Here is a 17,903-nt window from a genome sequence, read left to right as displayed (position 1 = left end):
GGCCCCGCCGCCCCGCTCGCCGCGTCCGCGCCGTCGCCCACCGAGGGTGCGGACGAGCCGGCCCCCGAGCCGCTGCCGTCCGACGCGCCCGCCGCGACGCCGAGCCCGTCGGCCACCCCGTCCGCGAAGGCCGACGCCGAGAAGTCCATCGTCACCACCGAGGTCCCCGCCCGGGTCGCGGGCGTCGACGTGCCGAAGGGTCCCGAGGACGCCACGACGGCCCGCCTGCGTGAGGCCGTGGAGAAGGTCGCCCAGGCGTCCGCCCAGGTCGAGCTCGTCGCCGAGGCCAACTCCGCCGCCGCCGAGGTCGCCGCGGGCGTCCAGGCCGCCGCCGCCGCCGAGTCGGAGCGCGCCGCCGCCGAGGCCGAGCGGGTCGCCGCCGAGCAGGCCGCGACGCGCGCCGCGTGGCGCACCTCGCTCGAGAAGTACGGCAACGGCCAGGTGCCCGAGTCGGCGCTGTGCGAGCTCGACTTCGACACGTCGCACGAGCTGCGCTGCGACGCAGCCGAGCAGCTCGAGCTGCTCGACGCCGCGTACGTCGACGCGTTCGGCGTGCACATCACGATCTCCGACTCCTACCGCTCGCTCGCCGGGCAGTACGCGTGCACCCGCACCAAGGGCAGCCTGTGCGCGGCGCCCGGGACCTCGAACCACGGTCTCGGCACGGCCGTCGACCTCGGCGGCGGCATCCAGACGTTCGGCACGCGGCAGCACCGCTGGCTCGTCGCGAACGCCGACGAGTACGGCTGGACGCTCCCCGAGTGGGCCCGTGCGACCGGCAGCAAGCCCGAGGCGTGGCACTGGGAGTACGTCGGCTGAGACCGGCTCGCGTGCGGGCGTGCGGCGCTGCACCGCGCCTCGCCCCGCTCCTGGACCGCTGACCAGCGCGACGACCGTGCTCGCGCCGCGCGGCCGTGAGCGTGCGCAGGACCTACCATCGGCCCCATGAGTGCTCACGGCGAGCCCGGTCGCGATCGGCCGCTCGTCGGGCGCGGGCCCGAGCTCGACGACCTGGACGACGTGCTGTCGTCGGTGTCCGCCGGGAGCGGCTCGATCATGCTGCTCGAGGGCGAGGCCGGCGTCGGCAAGTCGTCGATCGCGCACGCCGTCCGGACCACCGCGCACCTGCTCGGCCTCGAGGTCCGCGGCGCGTCGGCGTCCGCGGTCCCGCGCCGCCCGTTCGCGCTGCTCGCCGAGGCCCTGCTGCCCACGCGGCCGGTGCACGGGGCCGACGACGCGCTCGGCCCGGTGCCCGTCCGTGGGCCCTCGCCCGTCGAGGAGGAGCTCGCCGCGCTGCTCGACGGCGCCCGGGACGCCCCCGCGGCACCGGCCGTCGTCGCCCGCACCGAGGAGCTGTTCACGGCGCTCGTCCGCCGCCGCGGCGACTCCGGCCCCTGGCTGCTCGTCCTCGACGACCTGCACCTCGCCGACGAGGCGTCGCTCGCGGTGCTCTACCGCCTCGCGCGCGAGGGGGCCGTCGAGCGCGCCCTGCTGCTCGCGACGATGCGCCCCGTGCCGCGCGGCGCCGAGCTCGCGACCGTCGTCGCCGCCTGGACGCGCGCCGGCGCCCGGTACGTCGAGCTGCGCCCGCTCGCACCCGCCGCGGTCGTCGAGCTCGCCGAGTCCCGGATCGGCGCACCCGCCGGCCCGGCGCTGCGGGGCGCGCTCGCCACCACCGGCGGCAACCCGCGGTTCGTCGCCGACCTCGTCCGCGCCCTCCTGGACGCCGACGCGCTCGTGCCCACGCCGCCGGGGGGTGTCGACGTCGCGCACGACGGCTGGGTCGGGCCGCTCGACGCCCTCGTCGTCGCCCGCCTCGACTACCTGGGCGCGGACGTCACCGCGCTGCTCGCCCGGGCCTCGGTGCTCGGCTCGTCGTTCGTCGTCGGGGACCTCGCCGAGCTCGCCGACCTGCCCGTCGCGCACTGCTGGCGGACCCTCCGGCACGCGCTCGCCGCCGGCGTCGTGCACGCGCGCGGCGACCGGCTCGCGTTCCGGCACGACCTCGTGCGCACCGCGCTGTACGACGGGCTCGACGCGGCCGAGCGCCGCGACCTGCACGCGCGCGCGGCGCGGGCGCTGCAGGAGGCCGGGGCCCCGCCCGCCGTGGTCGAGCGGCACCTGCACCGGACGGTGTGAGCGCGCGGCGAACGGCACCGGTCGCGCGGGGGTGCGGTGCCGCTCGACGTCCCGTGCACGGCACCTGGGGTGTCGGCCTGCGCGCCGCGACCCTACGGTGGACGGGCGGCGTCGCCCGGCGTCGCGCACGCCACGACGAAGGAGCGCCATGCCAGTCCGTACCGCACGCACCGCCTGGAACGGGACTCTGCAGGACGGGGGCGGCCAGGTCGAGCTGACGAGCTCGAAGGTCGGCACGTACGACGTCTCGTTCCCGCGCCGCGCCGCCGACGACGCGGGCGGGGTCACGAGCCCCGAGGAGCTCATCGCGGCCGCGCACTCGTCCTGCTACGCGATGCAGCTGTCCGCGCTGCTCGGCGAGGCGGGGGCGACGCCCGTCGCGCTCGAGGTCACGGCCGACGTGACGCTCAGCCCGGACCCGGCGGGCGGGTTCCGGATCAGCGGGATCGCGCTGACGGTCCGCGGCGAGGTCGAGAACATCGACGCCGACGGCTTCGCGAAGGCCGCCGACGCCGCGAAGGCCACGTGCCCGGTGAGCAAGGCCCTCACGGGCACCGAGATCACGCTCGACGCCGCGCTGGACTGACCGGCGCGCGGTCCGTCCCGGGCCGGCGGCGTGCGTGTGAGCGCGCGCACGCTGTCGGCGCGGGGCGGTCGGTGCGTGGGGTCAGCGCAGGCGCGCGAGGAGCCGCAGCGCACCCGTGAGCCGCGGGGGCTCGTCGACCTGGGTGATGCGGGCGAGCGTGCGGTCGGTGACCTCGCGCACGAAGGTGGGGAGCTGCTCGGGGGCGCCGGCCGCCCAGAGCGCGGCGACGGCGTCCAGGGGCAGCTCGAGCGTCGTGGTGCGCGGGTGCGCCAGCGCGATGCTCGGGGATCCCTCGACGCGCACCCACGTCAGGCCGGGCACGCGCGCGACGATCGCGTCGCCGGCGAGCAGGCCGAGCGCGGTGATCGTGGGCAGCGGGTCCCAGCGCACGGCGGGCTCGACGGCGTGCCAGGCGCCCATGAGCTCGTCGAGCAGGACGCCGAGCCGGTCGACGTCGGTGAGGTCCAGGTCCGGGCCGCGCAGGAGCTCGCGGGACTCCGCGAGCCACATGGCCTCGGCGGGATCCAGCCCGCGCACTGCGGGACGCACGTCGGGGGCCGCGCGTCCCGCAGTGCCGCGGGGGGACGGCACGAAGCTACGACGATCCCGCGAGCGCGACTGCCGTGCTGTGCCTGTCATGCAAGAGATATCGGCAGGGCGCGGGTCCGCGTGCACGGCCACCAGGGTGAACCTGGTCACCGTGCGCAGGCGCCGGGCTGTGGGTGGGAGACTGCAGCGGTGTCGACCGTGACGGATCCCGCGCAGCGCCCGGACGCGGCCGCGCAGCCCACCCCCGACGTCGTCGCCGCGCTGCGCTCCGCGGTCCGGGGCTCCGTGGACGACTCGTCCCGGCGCCGCGCCGAGTACTCCACGGACGCGTCGAACTACCGCGTCGTCCCGCAGGTCGTCGTGTTCCCGCGGGACACCGACGACGTGCTGGCCGCGCTCGAGGTCACGCGTGCGGCCGGCGTCCCGCTGACGTCGCGCGGCGGCGGCACGTCGGTCGCGGGCAACGCCGTCGGAACCGGCGTCGTGCTCGACTTCTCCCGGCACGTCAACCGCGTGCTCGCGATCGACCCCGAGGCGCGCACCGCACGCGTCGAGCCCGGCGTCGTGATGTCCGAGCTCCAGCGCCAGGCCGCCCCGCACGGGCTGCGCTTCGGCCCCGACCCGTCGACGCAGGCCCGCGCGACGCTCGGCGGCATGATCGGCAACAACGCGTGCGGCCCGCGCGCCGTGGCGTACGGCCGGACCGCGGACAACGTGCTCGCCCTCGACGTGGTCGACGGCGCGGGCCGGCGGTTCGAGGCCGCCCGAGGGCTGGACCCCGTGCCCGGCCTCGACGCCCTGGTGCGCGCGAACCTCGAGACGATCCGCACCGAGCTGGGCCGCTTCGGCCGGCAGGTCTCCGGGTACTCGCTCGAGCACCTGCTGCCCGAGAACGGCGCGGACCTCGCCAAGGCGCTCGTCGGCACCGAGGGCACGCTCGTGACGCTGCTCGGTGCGACCGTGAACCTGGTCCCGATCGCCGCCGCGCCGGTGCTCGTCGTGCTCGGCTACCCCGACATGCCGACGGCGGCCGACGCGGTGCCGGCGCTGCTCGCGCACGCCCCGCTCGCGATCGAGGGGATGGACGCCCGGCTCGTCGACGTGGTGCGCCGCGTCAAGGGTGCGAGCGCCGTCCCGCCGCTGCCGACCGGCGGGGGCTGGCTCATGGTCGAGGTCGGGGGAGCGGACCTCGACGAGGCGATGTCCCGGGCCCGCGCGCTCGCGGCCGACGCCGGGACCGACGCGGTCGGGGTGTTCCCGCCGGGACCGCAGGCCGCCGCGATGTGGCGCATCCGCGAGGACGGCGCGGGGCTCGGTGGGCGCACGCCGTCGGGCGAGCAGGCGTGGCCGGGCTTCGAGGACTCCGCGGTGCCGCCCGCCCGGCTCGGCGCGTACCTGCGCGAGCTCGAGGCGCTCATGGCCACGCACGCCGTCGACGGCCTGGCCTACGGGCACTTCGGCGACGGCTGCGTGCACCTGCGCCTCGACGTCCCGCTCGAGCGCTCGGGCGACCCGCTGCGCGCGTTCATGACCGACGCCGCGCACCTCGTCGCCGCGCACGGTGGGTCGCTCTCGGGCGAGCACGGCGACGGGCGCGCCCGCAGCGAGCTGCTGCCGGTCATGTACTCGGCGAAGGCGATCGCGGCGTTCGAGGCCGTCAAGGACCTGTTCGACCCGCGCGACCTGCTCAACCCCGGCGTCCTCGTGCGCCCCCGCCCGCTCGACGCCGACCTGCGCCGCCCGCACGCCCGGTCGCTGCTCGCGGGCTCGGGCGGCTTCGCGTTCGGGCACGACGCGGGGGACTTCACGACGGCCGTGCACCGCTGCGTCGGGGTCGGCAAGTGCCGCGCCGACACGTCGGCCGCCGGCGGGTTCATGTGCCCGTCGTACCTCGCGACGCGCGACGAGAAGGACTCGACCCGCGGCCGGGCGCGCGTGCTCCAGGAGATGGCGAACGGCACGTTCGTCACCCAGGGGTGGGCCGCGCCCGAGGTCCACGAGGTGCTCGACCTGTGCCTCGCGTGCAAGGCCTGCTCGAGCGACTGCCCCGCGGGCGTCGACATGGCGCAGTACAAGTCCGAGGTGCTGCACCGGACCTACCGCGGGCGGCTGCGCCCCGTGAGCCACTACGCGCTCGGCTGGCTCCCGCGCTGGACCCGGCTCGTGACCGGCGTGCCCGGCCTCGCGCGGCTCGCCAACGCGGCGCTCGGCCTCCGCCCGGTCGCCAGGCTCGTGCTCGCCGCGGGCGGCATGGACACGCGCCGGAAGATGGTCACGTTCGCCCCCACGCCGTTCCGGGCGTGGGCGCGTGGTGCGGGCGCGACGCAGGTCACGCGGGGTGCGGGCGTGGTGGACGACGAGGCGCCCGAGGGCGCCCGGAAGCCCCGCGTGCTGCTGTGGACCGACTCGTTCAGCGACGGCCTCGCACCCTCGGTCGCGCAGGCCGCGGTGCGGGTGCTGCGCGCGGCCGGGTACGAGGTGATCGTGCCCGAGGACGAGGCGTGCTGCGGGCTCACGTGGATCACCACGGGCCAGCTCGACGGCGCGCGCGAGCGCCTCACGCACCTGCTCGGCGTGCTCGGCCCGTACGCGGTCAACGGCATCCCGATCGTCGGCCTCGAGCCGTCGTGCACCGCGGTGCTGCGCTCGGACCTGCTCGACCTGCTGCCCGACGACCCCCGCGCCGTGGCGGTCGCCCGCGAGACCCGGACGCTCGCGGAGCTGCTCACGGCCCCCGCGCCGATCGGGCCGCGCGAGCGCTGGGAGCTCCCGGACCTGTCCGGCGTCACCGCCGTCGTCCAGCCCCACTGCCACCACCACTCCGTCATGACGTACACCGCGGACCGCACGCTCCTGACCGAGGCCGGCGCGCAGTTCTCGACGCTCGCCGGGTGCTGCGGGCTCGCGGGGAACTTCGGCATGGAGAAGGGCCACTACGAGACGTCGGTGGCCGTCGCCGAGCACGCGCTGCTGCCCGCACTGCGCGACGCCGCGCCGGGCGACGTGTACCTCGCCGACGGGTTCTCGTGCCGCACGCAGGCCGAGCAGCTCGCCGGGGTCCAGGGCGTGCACCTCGCGGAGCTGCTCGCGGCGCACCTGCCGGCCGGCGCCGAGGCGGTCACCGAGGGGCGCTGACGCCGGGCGCTCCCCGTCGGGCGCCGACCGACCGGTGCGCGTCCGCCGGGGTGTGCCGGCCTCGTCCGCCTGCGCCTCGGCAGCGTTCGGGTGAGGGCCGGTTGGGCTTCACAGCGGGGCGTGGGAGAGTGTTCGCCGGACGGCCGGGGGCGGTCGTCCGGGGCGATCGACGCGGGTGCGCACGGCGGCTGCGCCCGCCCGGGGAGGGAGAGGCAGTGCCGATCTTCGAGCTCGACGAAGGTCGACCCCTCCTGGTCCAGCCGATGCAGCCCGCGAGCTCGACGTTCGCGCCGGACACCTCCGCGCTCGTCGCCGACCACCTCACCGCGCTGCTCGGCGAGCAGCTCTTCCAGGTGCGCGTGCGTCACGAGGACGACGAGGCGCCGCACCTGCTCGCGCTCGACGCGGGCGGTCAGCCGGTCGTCGTCGACGTCGTCCACCTGCTCGACGCCGAGGCGCTCGTGCGCGCGCTGGGCTTCGCGGGCCAGGCGGCCCGGCTCACGCGCTCCGACCTCGCCCGGGCCTACCAGGGCGGCCGCGAGGCGTTCGACGCGGACCTCGCGGTGTTCCGCGACCGCTCGCCGCTCACCGCGCAGCACGCCCCCCGCACGGGCTCCCGCCTGGTCCTCGTGTGCTCCGAGGTCGACGACGACGTGAGCGACGCCCTCGCGTTCCTGCGGCAGCCCGGCCGCCAGGTCGAGGTCCTGCAGATGGGCGTCGTGCAGGGCGGCGACGGACGCCGCTACGTCGACGTCTCGCCGGTCCAGCTCGGCCCGCACCGCACGCCGCGCCCCGTCGAGCCCGCCGCGATGATCGTCCCCGCGCCGGTCCCCGCGCCCCTGACCGTGACGGGCGCGTCGGCGCACGAGAGCGTCTCGGCGCGCGCGGCCGCCGCCGAGCGCCCGCGACCCGAGCCGGTTCCCGTCCCACGGCCCTCCGCCGACGAGTGGGACGTGCGCGACGCCGAGCGCGTCGACCCGGCGCCCGCCGCCGACGCGCCGACGTGGGCGGGCCCCCCGAGCACCGGTGACCCCGACCTGGCCGAGGACCCGGCGCCGTCCGCTGCGCCGGCGCCCGCGCCGACCGCCTGGGCGTCCCTCGCGGTGCCCGCGGACGTCGAGCTGACGATGCGCATGGCGCCGGTGCCCCTCGACGACGACGACGAGGTGCTGCCCGAGCCCCCGACGCGCTCCGGCGGGTTCGCCCCCCGCCCCGAGGAGCAGCGCGCGGCCGAGGAGCGCGCCGCGGCCCGGCGGCGCGCCGACGAGAGCACGACGACCGACCTCCCGCGCGACCCCGCGGTGCACGCCGCCGAGCTCCGGGCCGCCGACGAGGCGCTGGCCCGTGCGCGTGCGTTCGACGCCGCGCGGATGCGCCCGGCCCGCCGGGAACCGAGCCCGCTGACGGCGCCGATCTTCCTGCCCGACCGCCCGACGGGTCAGTCGCCCGCCGGCCGGGGCGTCCCGGGCGCGGGCTCGGCCGCCGTCGAGGCGACGAGCGCGGCGTGGGCGAGCCCGTCCACGGCGGCCTCGGGACCGGTACCCCTGGGCGCGTCGCACGGGACCGTGCCGGGCACCGCAGGGTCGAGAACGGCAGCAGCGTCGGGCACGGCAGCGTCGGGCACGGCAGGCTCGGGCACGGCAGCGTCAGGCACGGCAGCGTCGGGCACGGCAGCGTCGGGCACGGCAGCGTCGGGCACGGCAGCGTCGGGCACGGCAGCGTCGGGCACGGCAGCGGCAGGGGCGACGCCGTCGGGCGCGACCCCGCGGAGCGCTTCAGGATCGGGCCCGCTCGCGACGGCTGCGGCCGGTGCGCCGGGTGCCGCGAGCCCGTCCGGGTCGACGCCCGCACCGATCCCCACCCCGGAGCCGTACCGGCCGGCGTTCCTCACCGACGAGCGCCGCGTCCCGACCCCCGCGAACGGTGCGCCGGCGGCCTCGTCCCGGACCCCCGCCTCGTCCGGCGAGCACCAGCCTCGGCCCGCGACGAGCCCGGCCGCGGCGGCCCCGCTCGCGACGCCCGCCCCGACGAGCTATGTCCCAGCGGCGCCCGCCTCCTCGCCCTCCACCCTGGCGACCCCCGCCGCAGGAGTGCCGGGTCGCGCGCCGGCGGCCGACGAGGACCTCCCCGTGCGTGACCGCACGCCGCGCGCCGACGTTCCGGACACGCCGCCCACCGGGTCGCTGCGGCCGGCGTCGCTCGCCGGCACGTCGTCGGCGCCGAGCCCCGACCCCGCGCTCGCGGCGCTCGCGAAGGGGCGTGGCGCCGTCGCGACGCTCGTGTGGTTCCGCGAGCGCCGGGGTCAGCGCCTCCTGGCGACGCTGCGCGGCGACGGGCTCATCGAGCTGCCCGACGGCCGCGTGCACGCCGACCCGGACGAGGCCGCGGCCGAGGCCGCGAACGCCGAGGGCGCCGTCGACGGGTGGGGCTCGTGGCGCGTCGGCGACGGCGGCCCGACGCTCGCCGAGGCGGCCGGCGTCCGCTGACGCGAAGCAGGGCCGGGGACCGGGACGGTGACCGGCCCCTGGCGAAGGACCGGGCCGTCGCCAGGACCAGGACCGTGGCCAGGACCGGGACCAGGACCGGCGAGGCACGCGCCGCGGGTCAACCCCCGGTGACCCACCCGTAGCTCCCCGCCCACCGGGCGATCTCGGCGTAGAACCGCGCGCGCACCGGCGCGGGCGAGAGCGTGAGGTCGTGCAGCCCGCCGGGCACGCGCACGACGGTGACGACGGGGCCGAGCTGCACGGCGCGGCGCACCACGAGGTCGACGTCGAGCACGATGTCGGCGGCCCGCATGTCCTCGCTCCAGCGCCGGCTGATCACGGTCCGCGCGGAGACGAGCGTGAGCACCGGGACGTCGATCGAGAGCCCCCGGGCGACCTGCGCGTGGCCCGTCATGATCGCGCTGAGCCACCCGGCGCGCACCGGGAACGACGGCACGGGGCGCCAGCGGTCCTCGTACGTCCACTCGCCGCCGTCGGCGGAACGGATCGTGCGCGCGTAGTACCCCGGGTCGATGTTGGGCAGCGGGGCGCGCGGCTGGAGCTGAGCCATGCGCGCGATCGCCGGGGCGCTGACGTGCCGGAGGACCGCGGAGCCCTGCAGCTCGAGCCACGGGCTGTTGAGGACGAGGCCCGCGATCCGCCCGGGGTTGCGGTCCGCCCACAGCGCCGCGACGAGGCCACCGGTCGAGTGGCCCATCACCATGACCCGCGCCCGCGACCCGAGGTCCCGCTGGACCTGGGTCAGTGCCGCGTCGAGGTCCTCGTCGTAGGTGCGCAGGTCGTCGACGTAGCCCGGGGTCTGGTGCGGGCGCAGGCTGCGGCCGTACTTGCGCAGGTCGAGCGCGTAGAACGCGGCGCCCTGCGCGTGCCAGTGCTCGGCGAGGCCGGTCTGGAAGAAGTAGTCGGACCACCCGTGCACGTACAGCACGGCGCGGGCGGGCCGCACCGGCTCGGGCGTCGGGGGCGCGTACCGCACGAGCGTCGCGACGACGTCGCCCTCGTCGTCGGGCGCGAGCGTGAGGGTGCGGGCGCGGAAGTCGTCGCCCAGCACGTCGGGTCCCCACCGGCCGGCCACCCGCCTGCCTCTCTGCCGGCTGTCCGCCGGCCGCTCGTCGTGCCGCCCCGCCGGGGACGTCCCGGGCCGGGCGGGTCGCGTCAGACCTCGACGACGACCTTGCCGAACTGCGCGCCGCGCGCCAGGCGGTCGAGGCCGTCGCGGGTGCGGGCCAGCGGGTACGTCGCGTCCACGAGCGGGCGGACCCCGGTGCGGTCGAGCATCGCGAGCAGGTGGACGAGGTCCTCCTTCGCTCCCATCGTGACCCCGAGGACGTCGATCTCGAGGAAGAACAGCCGCTGCAGCTCGGCGGGGCTCGCGTCGCCCGAGGTCGCGCCCGCGACGACGATCGTGCCGCCGGGACGCACCGAGCGCACCGAGTGCGACCACGTCGCCGCGCCGACGGTCTCGAGCACGAGGTCCACCTTGCCGGGCAGCCGGCCACCGGTCTCGAACGCCCCGGCGGCGCCGAGGTCGACGGCCCGAGCGCGGCGCGCCTCGTCGCGGCTCGTCACGAGCACCTCGAGCCCGGCCGCCGCGCCGAGCAGGACCGCGGCGGTCGCGACCCCGCCGCCGGCGCCCTGCACGAGCACGCGCTGCCCGGGGGTCGCACGACCGCGGGTGAACAGCATCGTGTAGGCGGTGAGCCACGCGGTCGGCACGCACGCGGCCTCGACGAACGAGAGCCCCGCAGGCTTGTCGACGAGGTTCCACGTCGGCACCGCGACGCGCTCCGCGAGGGTCCCGGGGTACCGCTCGGACAGCAGCGTGCGCGGCTCGTCGGGCCCGACGCCGTGACCGAGCGCGCCGCCGACGACCCCGTGCACGACCACCTCGCGCCCGTCCGGGGTGACCCCGGCGGCGTCCGTCCCCAGGACCATCGGCAGCGCCTCGGCGCGCAGGCCCACGCCGCGCAGCGACCACAGGTCGTGGTGGTTGAGGGACGCGGCGCGCACGTCGACGGTCGTCCAGTGCTCGCGCGGCTCGGGCTCGGGGCGCTCGCCGACCTCCAGGCCGTCGAGCAGGTCGTCGGGCGAGGTGCCGAAGCGGGTCACGGACGCAGCGAGCATGCGAGCACCGTAGCCCGGTGCGTCCGCGGGCGCCGACGGGTGGCACCGGGTGCCGCCAGGCGCCGACGTCCGCGGCGCGACGGGTGCCGGGTCGGGGCGCGGCCGGTGGGTGCCGGGTCGGAGCAGGTGGGTGCCTGCCGCGTCGAGACGCGTCGGTGCGGTGCCGGGCAGGTGCGGGCTCAGTGCGACCCGGACGGTGCGGGCGCGAGCGCACGCGAGGACACGCCGGGGCGCGCGACGACGACACGGTCGCGTCCGTCGCTCTTCGCGCGGTACAGCGCGTCGTCCGCCCGTCGCAGGAGGGTCTCGGGGGTGTCCCCGGGGACGGCCTCCGCGACGCCGAGGCTGATGGTCACCCCGACCGCCCCGGCGGCCGCCCGCACGGTCGCGCCCGCGCACGCCGCCCGCCACTCCTCCGCACGCCGGGCCGCGATCCCGACGTCGGCGCCGGGCATGACGACCACGAACTCCTCGCCGCCGTACCGGGCGACGACGTCGGTGCCCCGCAGGCTCGACGCGAGCGTGGTCGCGAGGAACACGAGCAGCTCGTCGCCGACGGCGTGCCCGTGCGTGTCGTTGACGTGCTTGAAGTGGTCGAGGTCGACCATGACGACCGTCAGCGGCGTGCCCGCCGACGCCGCCCGGGGGACCTCCGCGGCGAGCGCGTGCGCGAGGTGCCGCCGGTTGTGGACGTGCGTGAGCGCGTCGCGGGACGCCTGGTCGACGAGGTCCGCGCGCAGGTGCTCGAGCTCGGTGACGTCCCGGGCGACGGCGACGAAGCCCAGCAGGCGCCCCTGACGCGACCGGATCTCGGTGACCCGGACGTCGAGCACCTGGCCGTCGCGCGTCGTCAGGGTCACGGGGTCGAGGCTGCCCAGAGCGGCCGTCAGCTCGGGCCCCAGCACGTCCTGCCACCGCGCGCCGATGAGCGTCGAGCCGGCGGCCCCGGGCGCGCGCGCGAGCAGCCGCACGGCAGCGGGGTTGAGGTCGAGGAACCGGCCCCACGGGTCGAGCACCATGGCGGCGTCGCCGAGCGCGGCGAGGACCTGGCGCGCGGACAGCGACGGCAGCGCCAGCCCCTGGCCCCAGCGGCGGTCGAGCAGCCACCACGAGAGCGCCGTCACGAGGAAGAGGACCGGCGTCAGGTCGACCGTCCGGTCCCCGGCGACGCCGGTGAGCGTCGCGAGGTTGCCCACGGTCGGTGCCGCCGCGGCGACGAGGACGAGGACGAACGTGCGGCGCTGGCCGGCGATGGAGCGGCGCATCGCCCGCACGAGCAGCACGGTCGCGGCGGCGCTCAGCGTGTAGCTGTAGGCGCTGTGCACCCAGAACAGCGGGCCGAAGTCGACGTGCGGCATCGCGGCACCGGGCGCGCGCTCGACCGAGGCGTAGAAGAGGTGGTGCCACGGGTCGGTCGCAGCGGCGGCGACCGTCAGCACCGGGACGACGGCGAGCAGGACGGCGTGCCGGCGGCGCAGCTGCTCCGCGTGGCCCGCGGCGACGAGCGCCTGCCACAGGAAGCCCGCGATGACCGCGCACACGCCCGGGTAGATCGCGAGGCTGAACGCGTACGCGAGCGTGGGGTCCGCGGCAGCGACCGAGGCGGCGTCGAAGGCGCTCCAGTAGGCGATCCCGAGGTGCAGGAGGGCGAGCGGCCGGGCTGCGGGACCGCGCTCGCGGTGCCGCCAGGACGTCAGTGCGGGGACGAGCGCGACCAGCGCGACGAGGGCGTAGACGAGCGCGAGCACGGCCCTGCCACCTTCCCGTCGGTCCCTGGGCTGTCCCCGGCACGATCGGCAGGGACGGTCGGGCCGTGAGGGCCCGACCGGGTGGTCGTGTCAGAGCAGCGGCAGCATCCGGCCGAGGTCCGGCACGGCGTCCGACGTGTACTGCGGGCTCAGCGCCTCGGCGAGGACGTCGACGTCGTACGGGACGCGGCCCGCGGCGAGCCGGACCCACGTGAGCGGCCGGGCGACCTCGAGGCTCCACCCGCCGCGCGCGACGACGATGCGGAGCAGCACCCCGGCGACGAGGTCGAGCGCGCCGCGGTCGACGGGACCGGCGCCGGACGGGTCGACGCGGCCGGTGTCGCGCAGCGAGCGCGCGAGGTCGTCGGCGTGCACCACGAGCTCCAGCACGCGGGAGGCCACCATGTCGGAGAGCAGCACAGGCCCGCGGCGGGCGAGCACGACGACGTCGGCGGTGCCCAGCGCGTCGAGGCGGGTGAACGCGGCACGGGCCAGCGCGTCCACGCCCGGGAGGGGGTTGTCACCGAGCTCGGCCCGGAGCTGCCGCGTCGACTCCGCGGTCTCCGACGCCCGGTCGGCGTACTGCCCGAGGTACTCGGCGAGCGTGAGCGGGACGGTGCCGGCGGGCGCGACCTCGACAGCGGTGAGCGAGTCCATCGCCCGGCCGAGGTGCGCGACGAGGTCGCCCACGGTCCAGCCGTCGAGCGCGCTCTCGGCGCGCGCCGCCCGCGGGTCCACCACCGTCCCGATCCACCGCCGCAGGACGTCCCACTGGGCGTGCAGCGCGGTCGAGGCGGCGGCGAGGTCGGTCGACGAGTGGTGCGTCATGCGCCCATCGTGCCCCAGACCGGACGAAGTCGGGCAGGTGTCCGGGTCGGGTCCGCGCACGTGGGTGCGCCGCGCGGGCCCGAGGCCGGCCCCTTGAGCGGCCCGGTGCTCCGCCCGGCGAGCGGTGCACCGGGCGGAGCACCCGGTCCCGCGGTCAGCCGCCGACGCAGGTGAGGACCGGGGACGGCACGCCGCCCGTCGTCGTGGCCTGCAGGCCGAACGACGTCGAGGCCGACGGTGCGAGCGCGCCGTTGTAGGCGAGGCTTGACGCGGTCTGCGCGGCCCCGGTGCGCGCGAACGCCGCGTTCCAGGCGCCCGCGAGCTGCACGCCGTCGGGCCACGCCCAGGTGACGCGCCACGACCGCAGCGCCTGGGTGCCGGTCGCGGTCACCGTGACCGACGCCGTGAACCCGCTGCCCCAGCTGTTCTCGGTCCGCCAGGTCGCGGTGCACCCCGTGGTGGGACCCGACGTGCCGGGCTGGGTCGTCGCGGTCGCGGCGGCGGAGGGCGGCGAGACGTTCCCCGCGGCGTCGACCGCGCGGACCGTGTACGTGTACGCGGTGCCGGCCGTGAGCCCGGTGTCGGTGTACGTCGTGCCGGTGGTCGTCGCGACCCGCAGCCCGCCGCGGTGCACCTCGTACCCGGTGACCGCGGACCCGCCGGCCGGGGCCGACCAGGTGAGCGGGACGGTGCTCGTCGTGGTCGGGCCGGCGGTCAGGGCCGTGGGTGCGGCCGGCGGCTGCGCGACCCCACCGCCGTCGTCGGGCGTCCACGTGAGGCCCGCGCCGAGCGGGAACAACGGCGTGCGGCCGTCGCCGGCGTTCACGGGCTGCTGCGTCGCGGTCGCGGGCCACGACACCGGGAGCGTCCCGGTCGGCGCGACCTTCCCGAACAGCACGTCCGCGACACCCGCACCCTCGCTGCCGGGGAGCCACGCGACGTCGAGCGCCTGGACCCAGGGCAGGAACCCGGAGACGTCGAGCGGCCGGCCGGACACGAGCACGACGACCGTGGGGACACCCGTCGCGCGGACGCGCTCGAGCACCGCGGTGTCCGTCGCGTCGAGCGACAGCCCGCCGGGCCGGTCACCCTCGCCCTCCGCGTACGGGGTCTCGCCGACCACCGCGACCGCGACGGCGCACGAGGCGTCGACGTTGCCCCCGTCGCGCGCGTGCGTCGTCGTCCGGCCGCCCGCGAGGACCTCCTGGACGCCCTGGAGGATCGTCGTCCCGGGGACGGTCGCGCCGCTCGCGCCCTGCCAGCTCAGCGTCCAGCCGCCGCTCTGGTTGCCGAGGTCGTGCGCGTTCTTCCCGGCGACGCAGACCTTGCCACCCGTCGTGGCGAGCGGCAGGACGCCCGTGTTCTTGAGCACCACCTGCGAGCGCTGCACCGCGGTCCGGGCGAGCGCCCGGTGCGCCGCGCTGCCGACCGTCGACGCGGTGGACCGGTCGGCGAGCGGCCGCTCGAACAGCCCCAGCTCGACCTTCTTCGTGAGGATGCGGCGCACCGCGTCGTCGACCCGTGCCATCGGGATCGCGCCGCTCTGCACGCCCTGCCGCAGGTAGGTCAGGAACGTCCGGTAGTCGTTCGGCACCATCACCATGTCGATGCCCGCGTTGACCGACGCGGCGACCTCCTGCGCGGTGAACCCCCGGGCTCCGTCGAGCTGGTCGATCGCCGCCCAGTCGGACACCACGAAGCCGTCGAACCCGAGCTCACCCTTGAGCACGTCCGTGAGCAGGTACCGGTTGCCGTGCATCTTCACGCCGTTCCAGCTGCTGTAGGACACCATGACGGACCCGACGCCCCGGTCGATCGCGGCCTCGAACGGGGGCAGGTGCACCGCGCGCAGCTCGGCCTCGGTGATCCGGACGTCGCCCTGGTCGTCGCCGCCCACGGTGCCGCCGTCGCCGATGAAGTGCTTGGCGGTCGCGAGCACCGACGTGGGCCCGCCCAGCCGCTCGCCCTGGAAGCCCGTGACGGTCGTGGCCATCGACGACGCGATCGCGGGGTCCTCGCCGAAGGACTCGTACGTGCGTCCCCACCGGTCGTCGCGCACGACGCACAGGCACGGCGCGAACGTCCAGTCGACGCCGGTCGCGCTGACCTCCTCCGCGACCGCGCGGGCGACGTCCTGCGCGAGCTGCGGGTCGCGCGTAGCCCCGAGCCCGATGTTGTGGGGGTAGATCGTCGCGCCGAGCGCGTTGTTGTTGCCGTGCACGGCGTCGATCCCGTAGAGCATCGGGATCTGCAGCGGCGTCGCGAGGGCCCCGCGCTGGAGCCGGTCGTAGAGGTCCGCCCAGCCCGCGGTCGTGTTCGGCGACGGCGCCGACCCGCCGCCCGAGAGCACGGAGCCGAGCCGGTACGTCGCCACGTCCGCCGGGGTGACGACCGCACGCTCGGCCTGCGTCATCTGGCCGATCTTGTCGTCGAGCGTCATGCGGCCGAGCAGGTCCTCGACGCGGGTCGCGACGGGGAGCGCGGGGTCGAGGTACGGCAGCACGGCAGCCTGCGCGGGGGCGGTCGTCGTGCTCGACGCGGTCTGCGCGACGCCCAGCCCCGAGGCGGTGAGCGCCACGGCGACCAGCAGTGCGGCGCCCCTGCGGCGTCGACGACCGGGGCGCGCCGGGAGGTCGGCCGGGTCGCCGGTGGGTCCGTCGGGCTGCGCGGAGCGGGGCATCGGTCGACTCCTTCGTCGGGTGCGCCGGACCCGTCGTCGGGCAGCGGCTCGCCCGATCCTCCGGCCCCGCGCGCCGCCCCACCACGGCCGAAACGTTTTGCCGACGAGAGCCCGGGAGCCGGACGCTGTGCGGCGCTCGCGGGCGGTGCCGACGGGTGCGCCGACGGGTGCGCCGGCAGGCGTCGAGCAGCCCGACCCCGGGCGAGCGCGCGATCGGCTCCGCGCGACGGGCCTGCGGTCAGCCCTCCGCGAGGAACTCGCTCACGATCGCGCCGACCTGCTCGGCCTCGATGAGGAACCCGTCGTGCCCGAACTCCGAGCGGATCGTCCGCACCGGCCCCGAGCCGGGGATCCCGGCGGCGATGCGGTCGGACTGCGCGGGCAGGAACAGCCGGTCGGAGTCGACGGCGACGACGAGCGAGCGGGCGGTGATGCTCGCGAGCGCCGCCTCGACCCCGCCGCGGTCCCGGCCCAGGTCGTGCGTGATCATCGTGCGGGTCAGCGCGACGTAGGTGTTGGCGTCGAACCGTCGCGCGAGCTTGTCGCCGTGGTGGTCGAGGTAGGACTGCACCGCGAAGCGCCCGCCCTCGAGCGGGTCCTCCCCGCCCTGCGGGATGCGCCCGAACCGCACGTCGAGCTCGCGCGCGCTGCGGTAGGTCTGGTGCGCGATCTGCCGCGCGATGCCGAGCCCCACGTGCGGGCCCTCGCCGTCGGGCGCGTCGTAGTAGTCGCCGTCGCGGAAGCGCGGGTCGGCGTGGATCGCGGCGAGCTGGGTGTGGAAGCTCGCGATCTGGTCGCCCGACGTCTGCGCCGCCGTCGCGATCGCGGCGAGGGACCGGACCCGGTCGCGCGCGCTCACGCCCCACTCGAGCACGCGCTGCCCGCCCATCGAGGCCCCGACGACGAGCGCCCACGAGTCGATGCCGAGCGCGTCGGTCAGCCGGGTCTCCGCGGCGACCTGGTCGCGCACCGTGATGTGGGGGAACCGCCCGCCCCAGGGCCGCGCGTCGGGCGCGGTCGACGCCGGTCCGGTCGAGCCCTGGCAGCCACCGAGCGCGTTGGGGGCGACGACGAACCACCGGTCGGTGTCGATCGGCGCACCGGGTCCGACGAGCGAGCGCCACCAGCCGGGAGTCGGGTGCCCGGGCCCGGCGTCGCCGGTGACGTGGGAGTCGCCGGTCAGCGCGTGCAGCACCAGCACGGCGTTGTCGCCGGCCTCGTTCAGCGTGCCCCACGTCTCGTAGGCGAGGCGGACGGAGCCGAGCCGACCGCCCGCCTCGAGGCGCAGCGGCCCGAGGTCGGCGAACTGCCGACGGCCCACGGGGTCCCCCTCGCGCCACGCGGCGCTCGCCGGGACGGGCGTGGCGGCGTGGCGGGGACCGGGCGTCGCGGGGCGGCTGGGCGCCTGAGCCGGCCGAGCCGGGGACGCAGCGGTCCCGGCGGCCGCGGTGGGCCGGTTCGTCGGGCGGTCGGTGGGCATCGCGGTCCAATCTACGGGGCGCCGGTCGTCGGCGCGTGCGGGCCGCTGGAGGCGGGCGGGCGAGCGTGCGGGCGGGCCGGGGGGAGGTGAGGGCCGTACGGCCGAGGGCGGCCGTGGTCGCCCCGGG

General features: G+C 77.2%; 12 protein-coding genes. 5 read left to right on the top strand and 7 right to left on the bottom strand.

The window, feature by feature from the left end:
• The 3 genes from AB6N24_RS19410 to AB6N24_RS19400 all read left to right on the top strand — a co-directional run.
• The coding region (locus AB6N24_RS19410; RefSeq protein ID WP_412871017.1) for a D-alanyl-D-alanine carboxypeptidase family protein at positions 1-819 on the top strand (819 nt) is incomplete at its 5' end.
• A gap of 126 nt (positions 820-945) precedes the next feature.
• The gene (locus AB6N24_RS19405) at positions 946-2,139 is read left to right on the top strand and encodes an ATP-binding protein (RefSeq protein WP_412871016.1); all 1,194 of its coding nucleotides are present in this window, start codon (positions 946-948) and stop codon (positions 2,137-2,139) included.
• Positions 2,140-2,287: 148 nt separating this feature from the next.
• On the top strand, positions 2,288-2,725 hold the full coding sequence (locus tag AB6N24_RS19400; RefSeq protein ID WP_412871015.1) for an OsmC family peroxiredoxin: 438 nt from the start codon (positions 2,288-2,290) through the stop codon (positions 2,723-2,725).
• A gap of 81 nt (positions 2,726-2,806) precedes the next feature.
• Here AB6N24_RS19400 and AB6N24_RS19395 read toward each other — a convergent pair whose 3' ends face one another.
• Positions 2,807-3,262 (bottom strand): hypothetical protein, encoded by a 456-nt coding sequence (locus AB6N24_RS19395; protein WP_412871014.1) that lies wholly within the window; start codon positions 3,260-3,262, stop codon positions 2,807-2,809.
• 210 nt (positions 3,263-3,472) lie between these two features.
• On the opposite strand from AB6N24_RS19395, the gene AB6N24_RS19390 reads away from it, so the two are divergent.
• Both AB6N24_RS19390 and AB6N24_RS19385 read left to right on the top strand, forming a co-directional pair.
• Complete coding sequence (locus tag AB6N24_RS19390; protein ID WP_412871018.1) at positions 3,473-6,409, top strand: FAD-binding and (Fe-S)-binding domain-containing protein; 2,937 nt, start codon at positions 3,473-3,475, stop codon at positions 6,407-6,409.
• Positions 6,410-6,624: 215 nt separating this feature from the next.
• Entirely contained in the window at positions 6,625-8,895 is a 2,271-nt protein-coding gene (locus AB6N24_RS19385) for a restriction system modified-DNA reader domain-containing protein (RefSeq protein WP_412871013.1), read from the top strand.
• Positions 8,896-9,013: 118 nt separating this feature from the next.
• Here AB6N24_RS19385 and AB6N24_RS19380 read toward each other — a convergent pair whose 3' ends face one another.
• From AB6N24_RS19380 to metX, 6 genes are all read right to left on the bottom strand, one after another.
• Entirely contained in the window at positions 9,014-9,967 is a 954-nt protein-coding gene (locus AB6N24_RS19380; protein WP_412871012.1) for an alpha/beta hydrolase, read from the bottom strand.
• A 104-nt stretch (positions 9,968-10,071) separates the two neighbouring features.
• Positions 10,072-11,040, bottom strand: coding sequence for a zinc-binding dehydrogenase (locus AB6N24_RS19375; RefSeq protein ID WP_412871011.1), 969 nt, complete (start codon positions 11,038-11,040; stop codon positions 10,072-10,074).
• A gap of 179 nt (positions 11,041-11,219) precedes the next feature.
• Positions 11,220-12,788, bottom strand: a complete 1,569-nt coding sequence (locus AB6N24_RS19370; protein WP_412871010.1) for a histidine kinase N-terminal 7TM domain-containing diguanylate cyclase — start codon at positions 12,786-12,788, stop codon at positions 11,220-11,222.
• A 90-nt stretch (positions 12,789-12,878) separates the two neighbouring features.
• Positions 12,879-13,616, bottom strand: a complete 738-nt coding sequence (locus AB6N24_RS19365; RefSeq protein WP_412871009.1) for a maleylpyruvate isomerase N-terminal domain-containing protein — start codon at positions 13,614-13,616, stop codon at positions 12,879-12,881.
• Between the two features lie 154 nt (positions 13,617-13,770).
• The gene (locus tag AB6N24_RS19360) at positions 13,771-16,296 is read right to left on the bottom strand and encodes a glycoside hydrolase family 3 N-terminal domain-containing protein (RefSeq protein WP_412871008.1); all 2,526 of its coding nucleotides are present in this window, start codon (positions 16,294-16,296) and stop codon (positions 13,771-13,773) included.
• A 238-nt stretch (positions 16,297-16,534) separates the two neighbouring features.
• Positions 16,535-17,776: a homoserine O-acetyltransferase MetX gene (gene metX / locus AB6N24_RS19355; RefSeq protein ID WP_412871007.1), complete on the bottom strand. Its 1,242-nt coding sequence runs from the start codon at positions 17,774-17,776 to the stop codon at positions 16,535-16,537.
• Positions 17,777-17,903 lie beyond the last annotated feature (127 nt).

This window comes from Cellulomonas jepli, assembly GCF_047229345.1.
In the GTDB taxonomy this organism is placed as follows: domain Bacteria; phylum Actinomycetota; class Actinomycetes; order Actinomycetales; family Cellulomonadaceae; genus Cellulomonas_A.
The sequence above is the reverse complement of the archived record's forward strand: the minus strand, read 5'-3'. Positions and strand labels throughout refer to the sequence as shown.

Coding starts and splice junctions, on each gene's coding strand:
- AB6N24_RS19405 (WP_412871016.1), top strand. CDS start 946: ATGAGTGCTCACGGCGAGCCCGGTCGCGATCGGCCGCTCGTCGGGCGC.
- AB6N24_RS19400 (WP_412871015.1), top strand. CDS start 2,288: ATGCCAGTCCGTACCGCACGCACCGCCTGGAACGGGACTCTGCAGGAC.
- AB6N24_RS19375 (WP_412871011.1), bottom strand. CDS start 11,040: ATGCTCGCTGCGTCCGTGACCCGCTTCGGCACCTCGCCCGACGACCTG.
- AB6N24_RS19365 (WP_412871009.1), bottom strand. CDS start 13,616: ATGACGCACCACTCGTCGACCGACCTCGCCGCCGCCTCGACCGCGCTG.
- AB6N24_RS19360 (WP_412871008.1), bottom strand. CDS start 16,296: ATGCCCCGCTCCGCGCAGCCCGACGGACCCACCGGCGACCCGGCCGAC.
- metX (WP_412871007.1), bottom strand. CDS start 17,776: ATGCCCACCGACCGCCCGACGAACCGGCCCACCGCGGCCGCCGGGACC.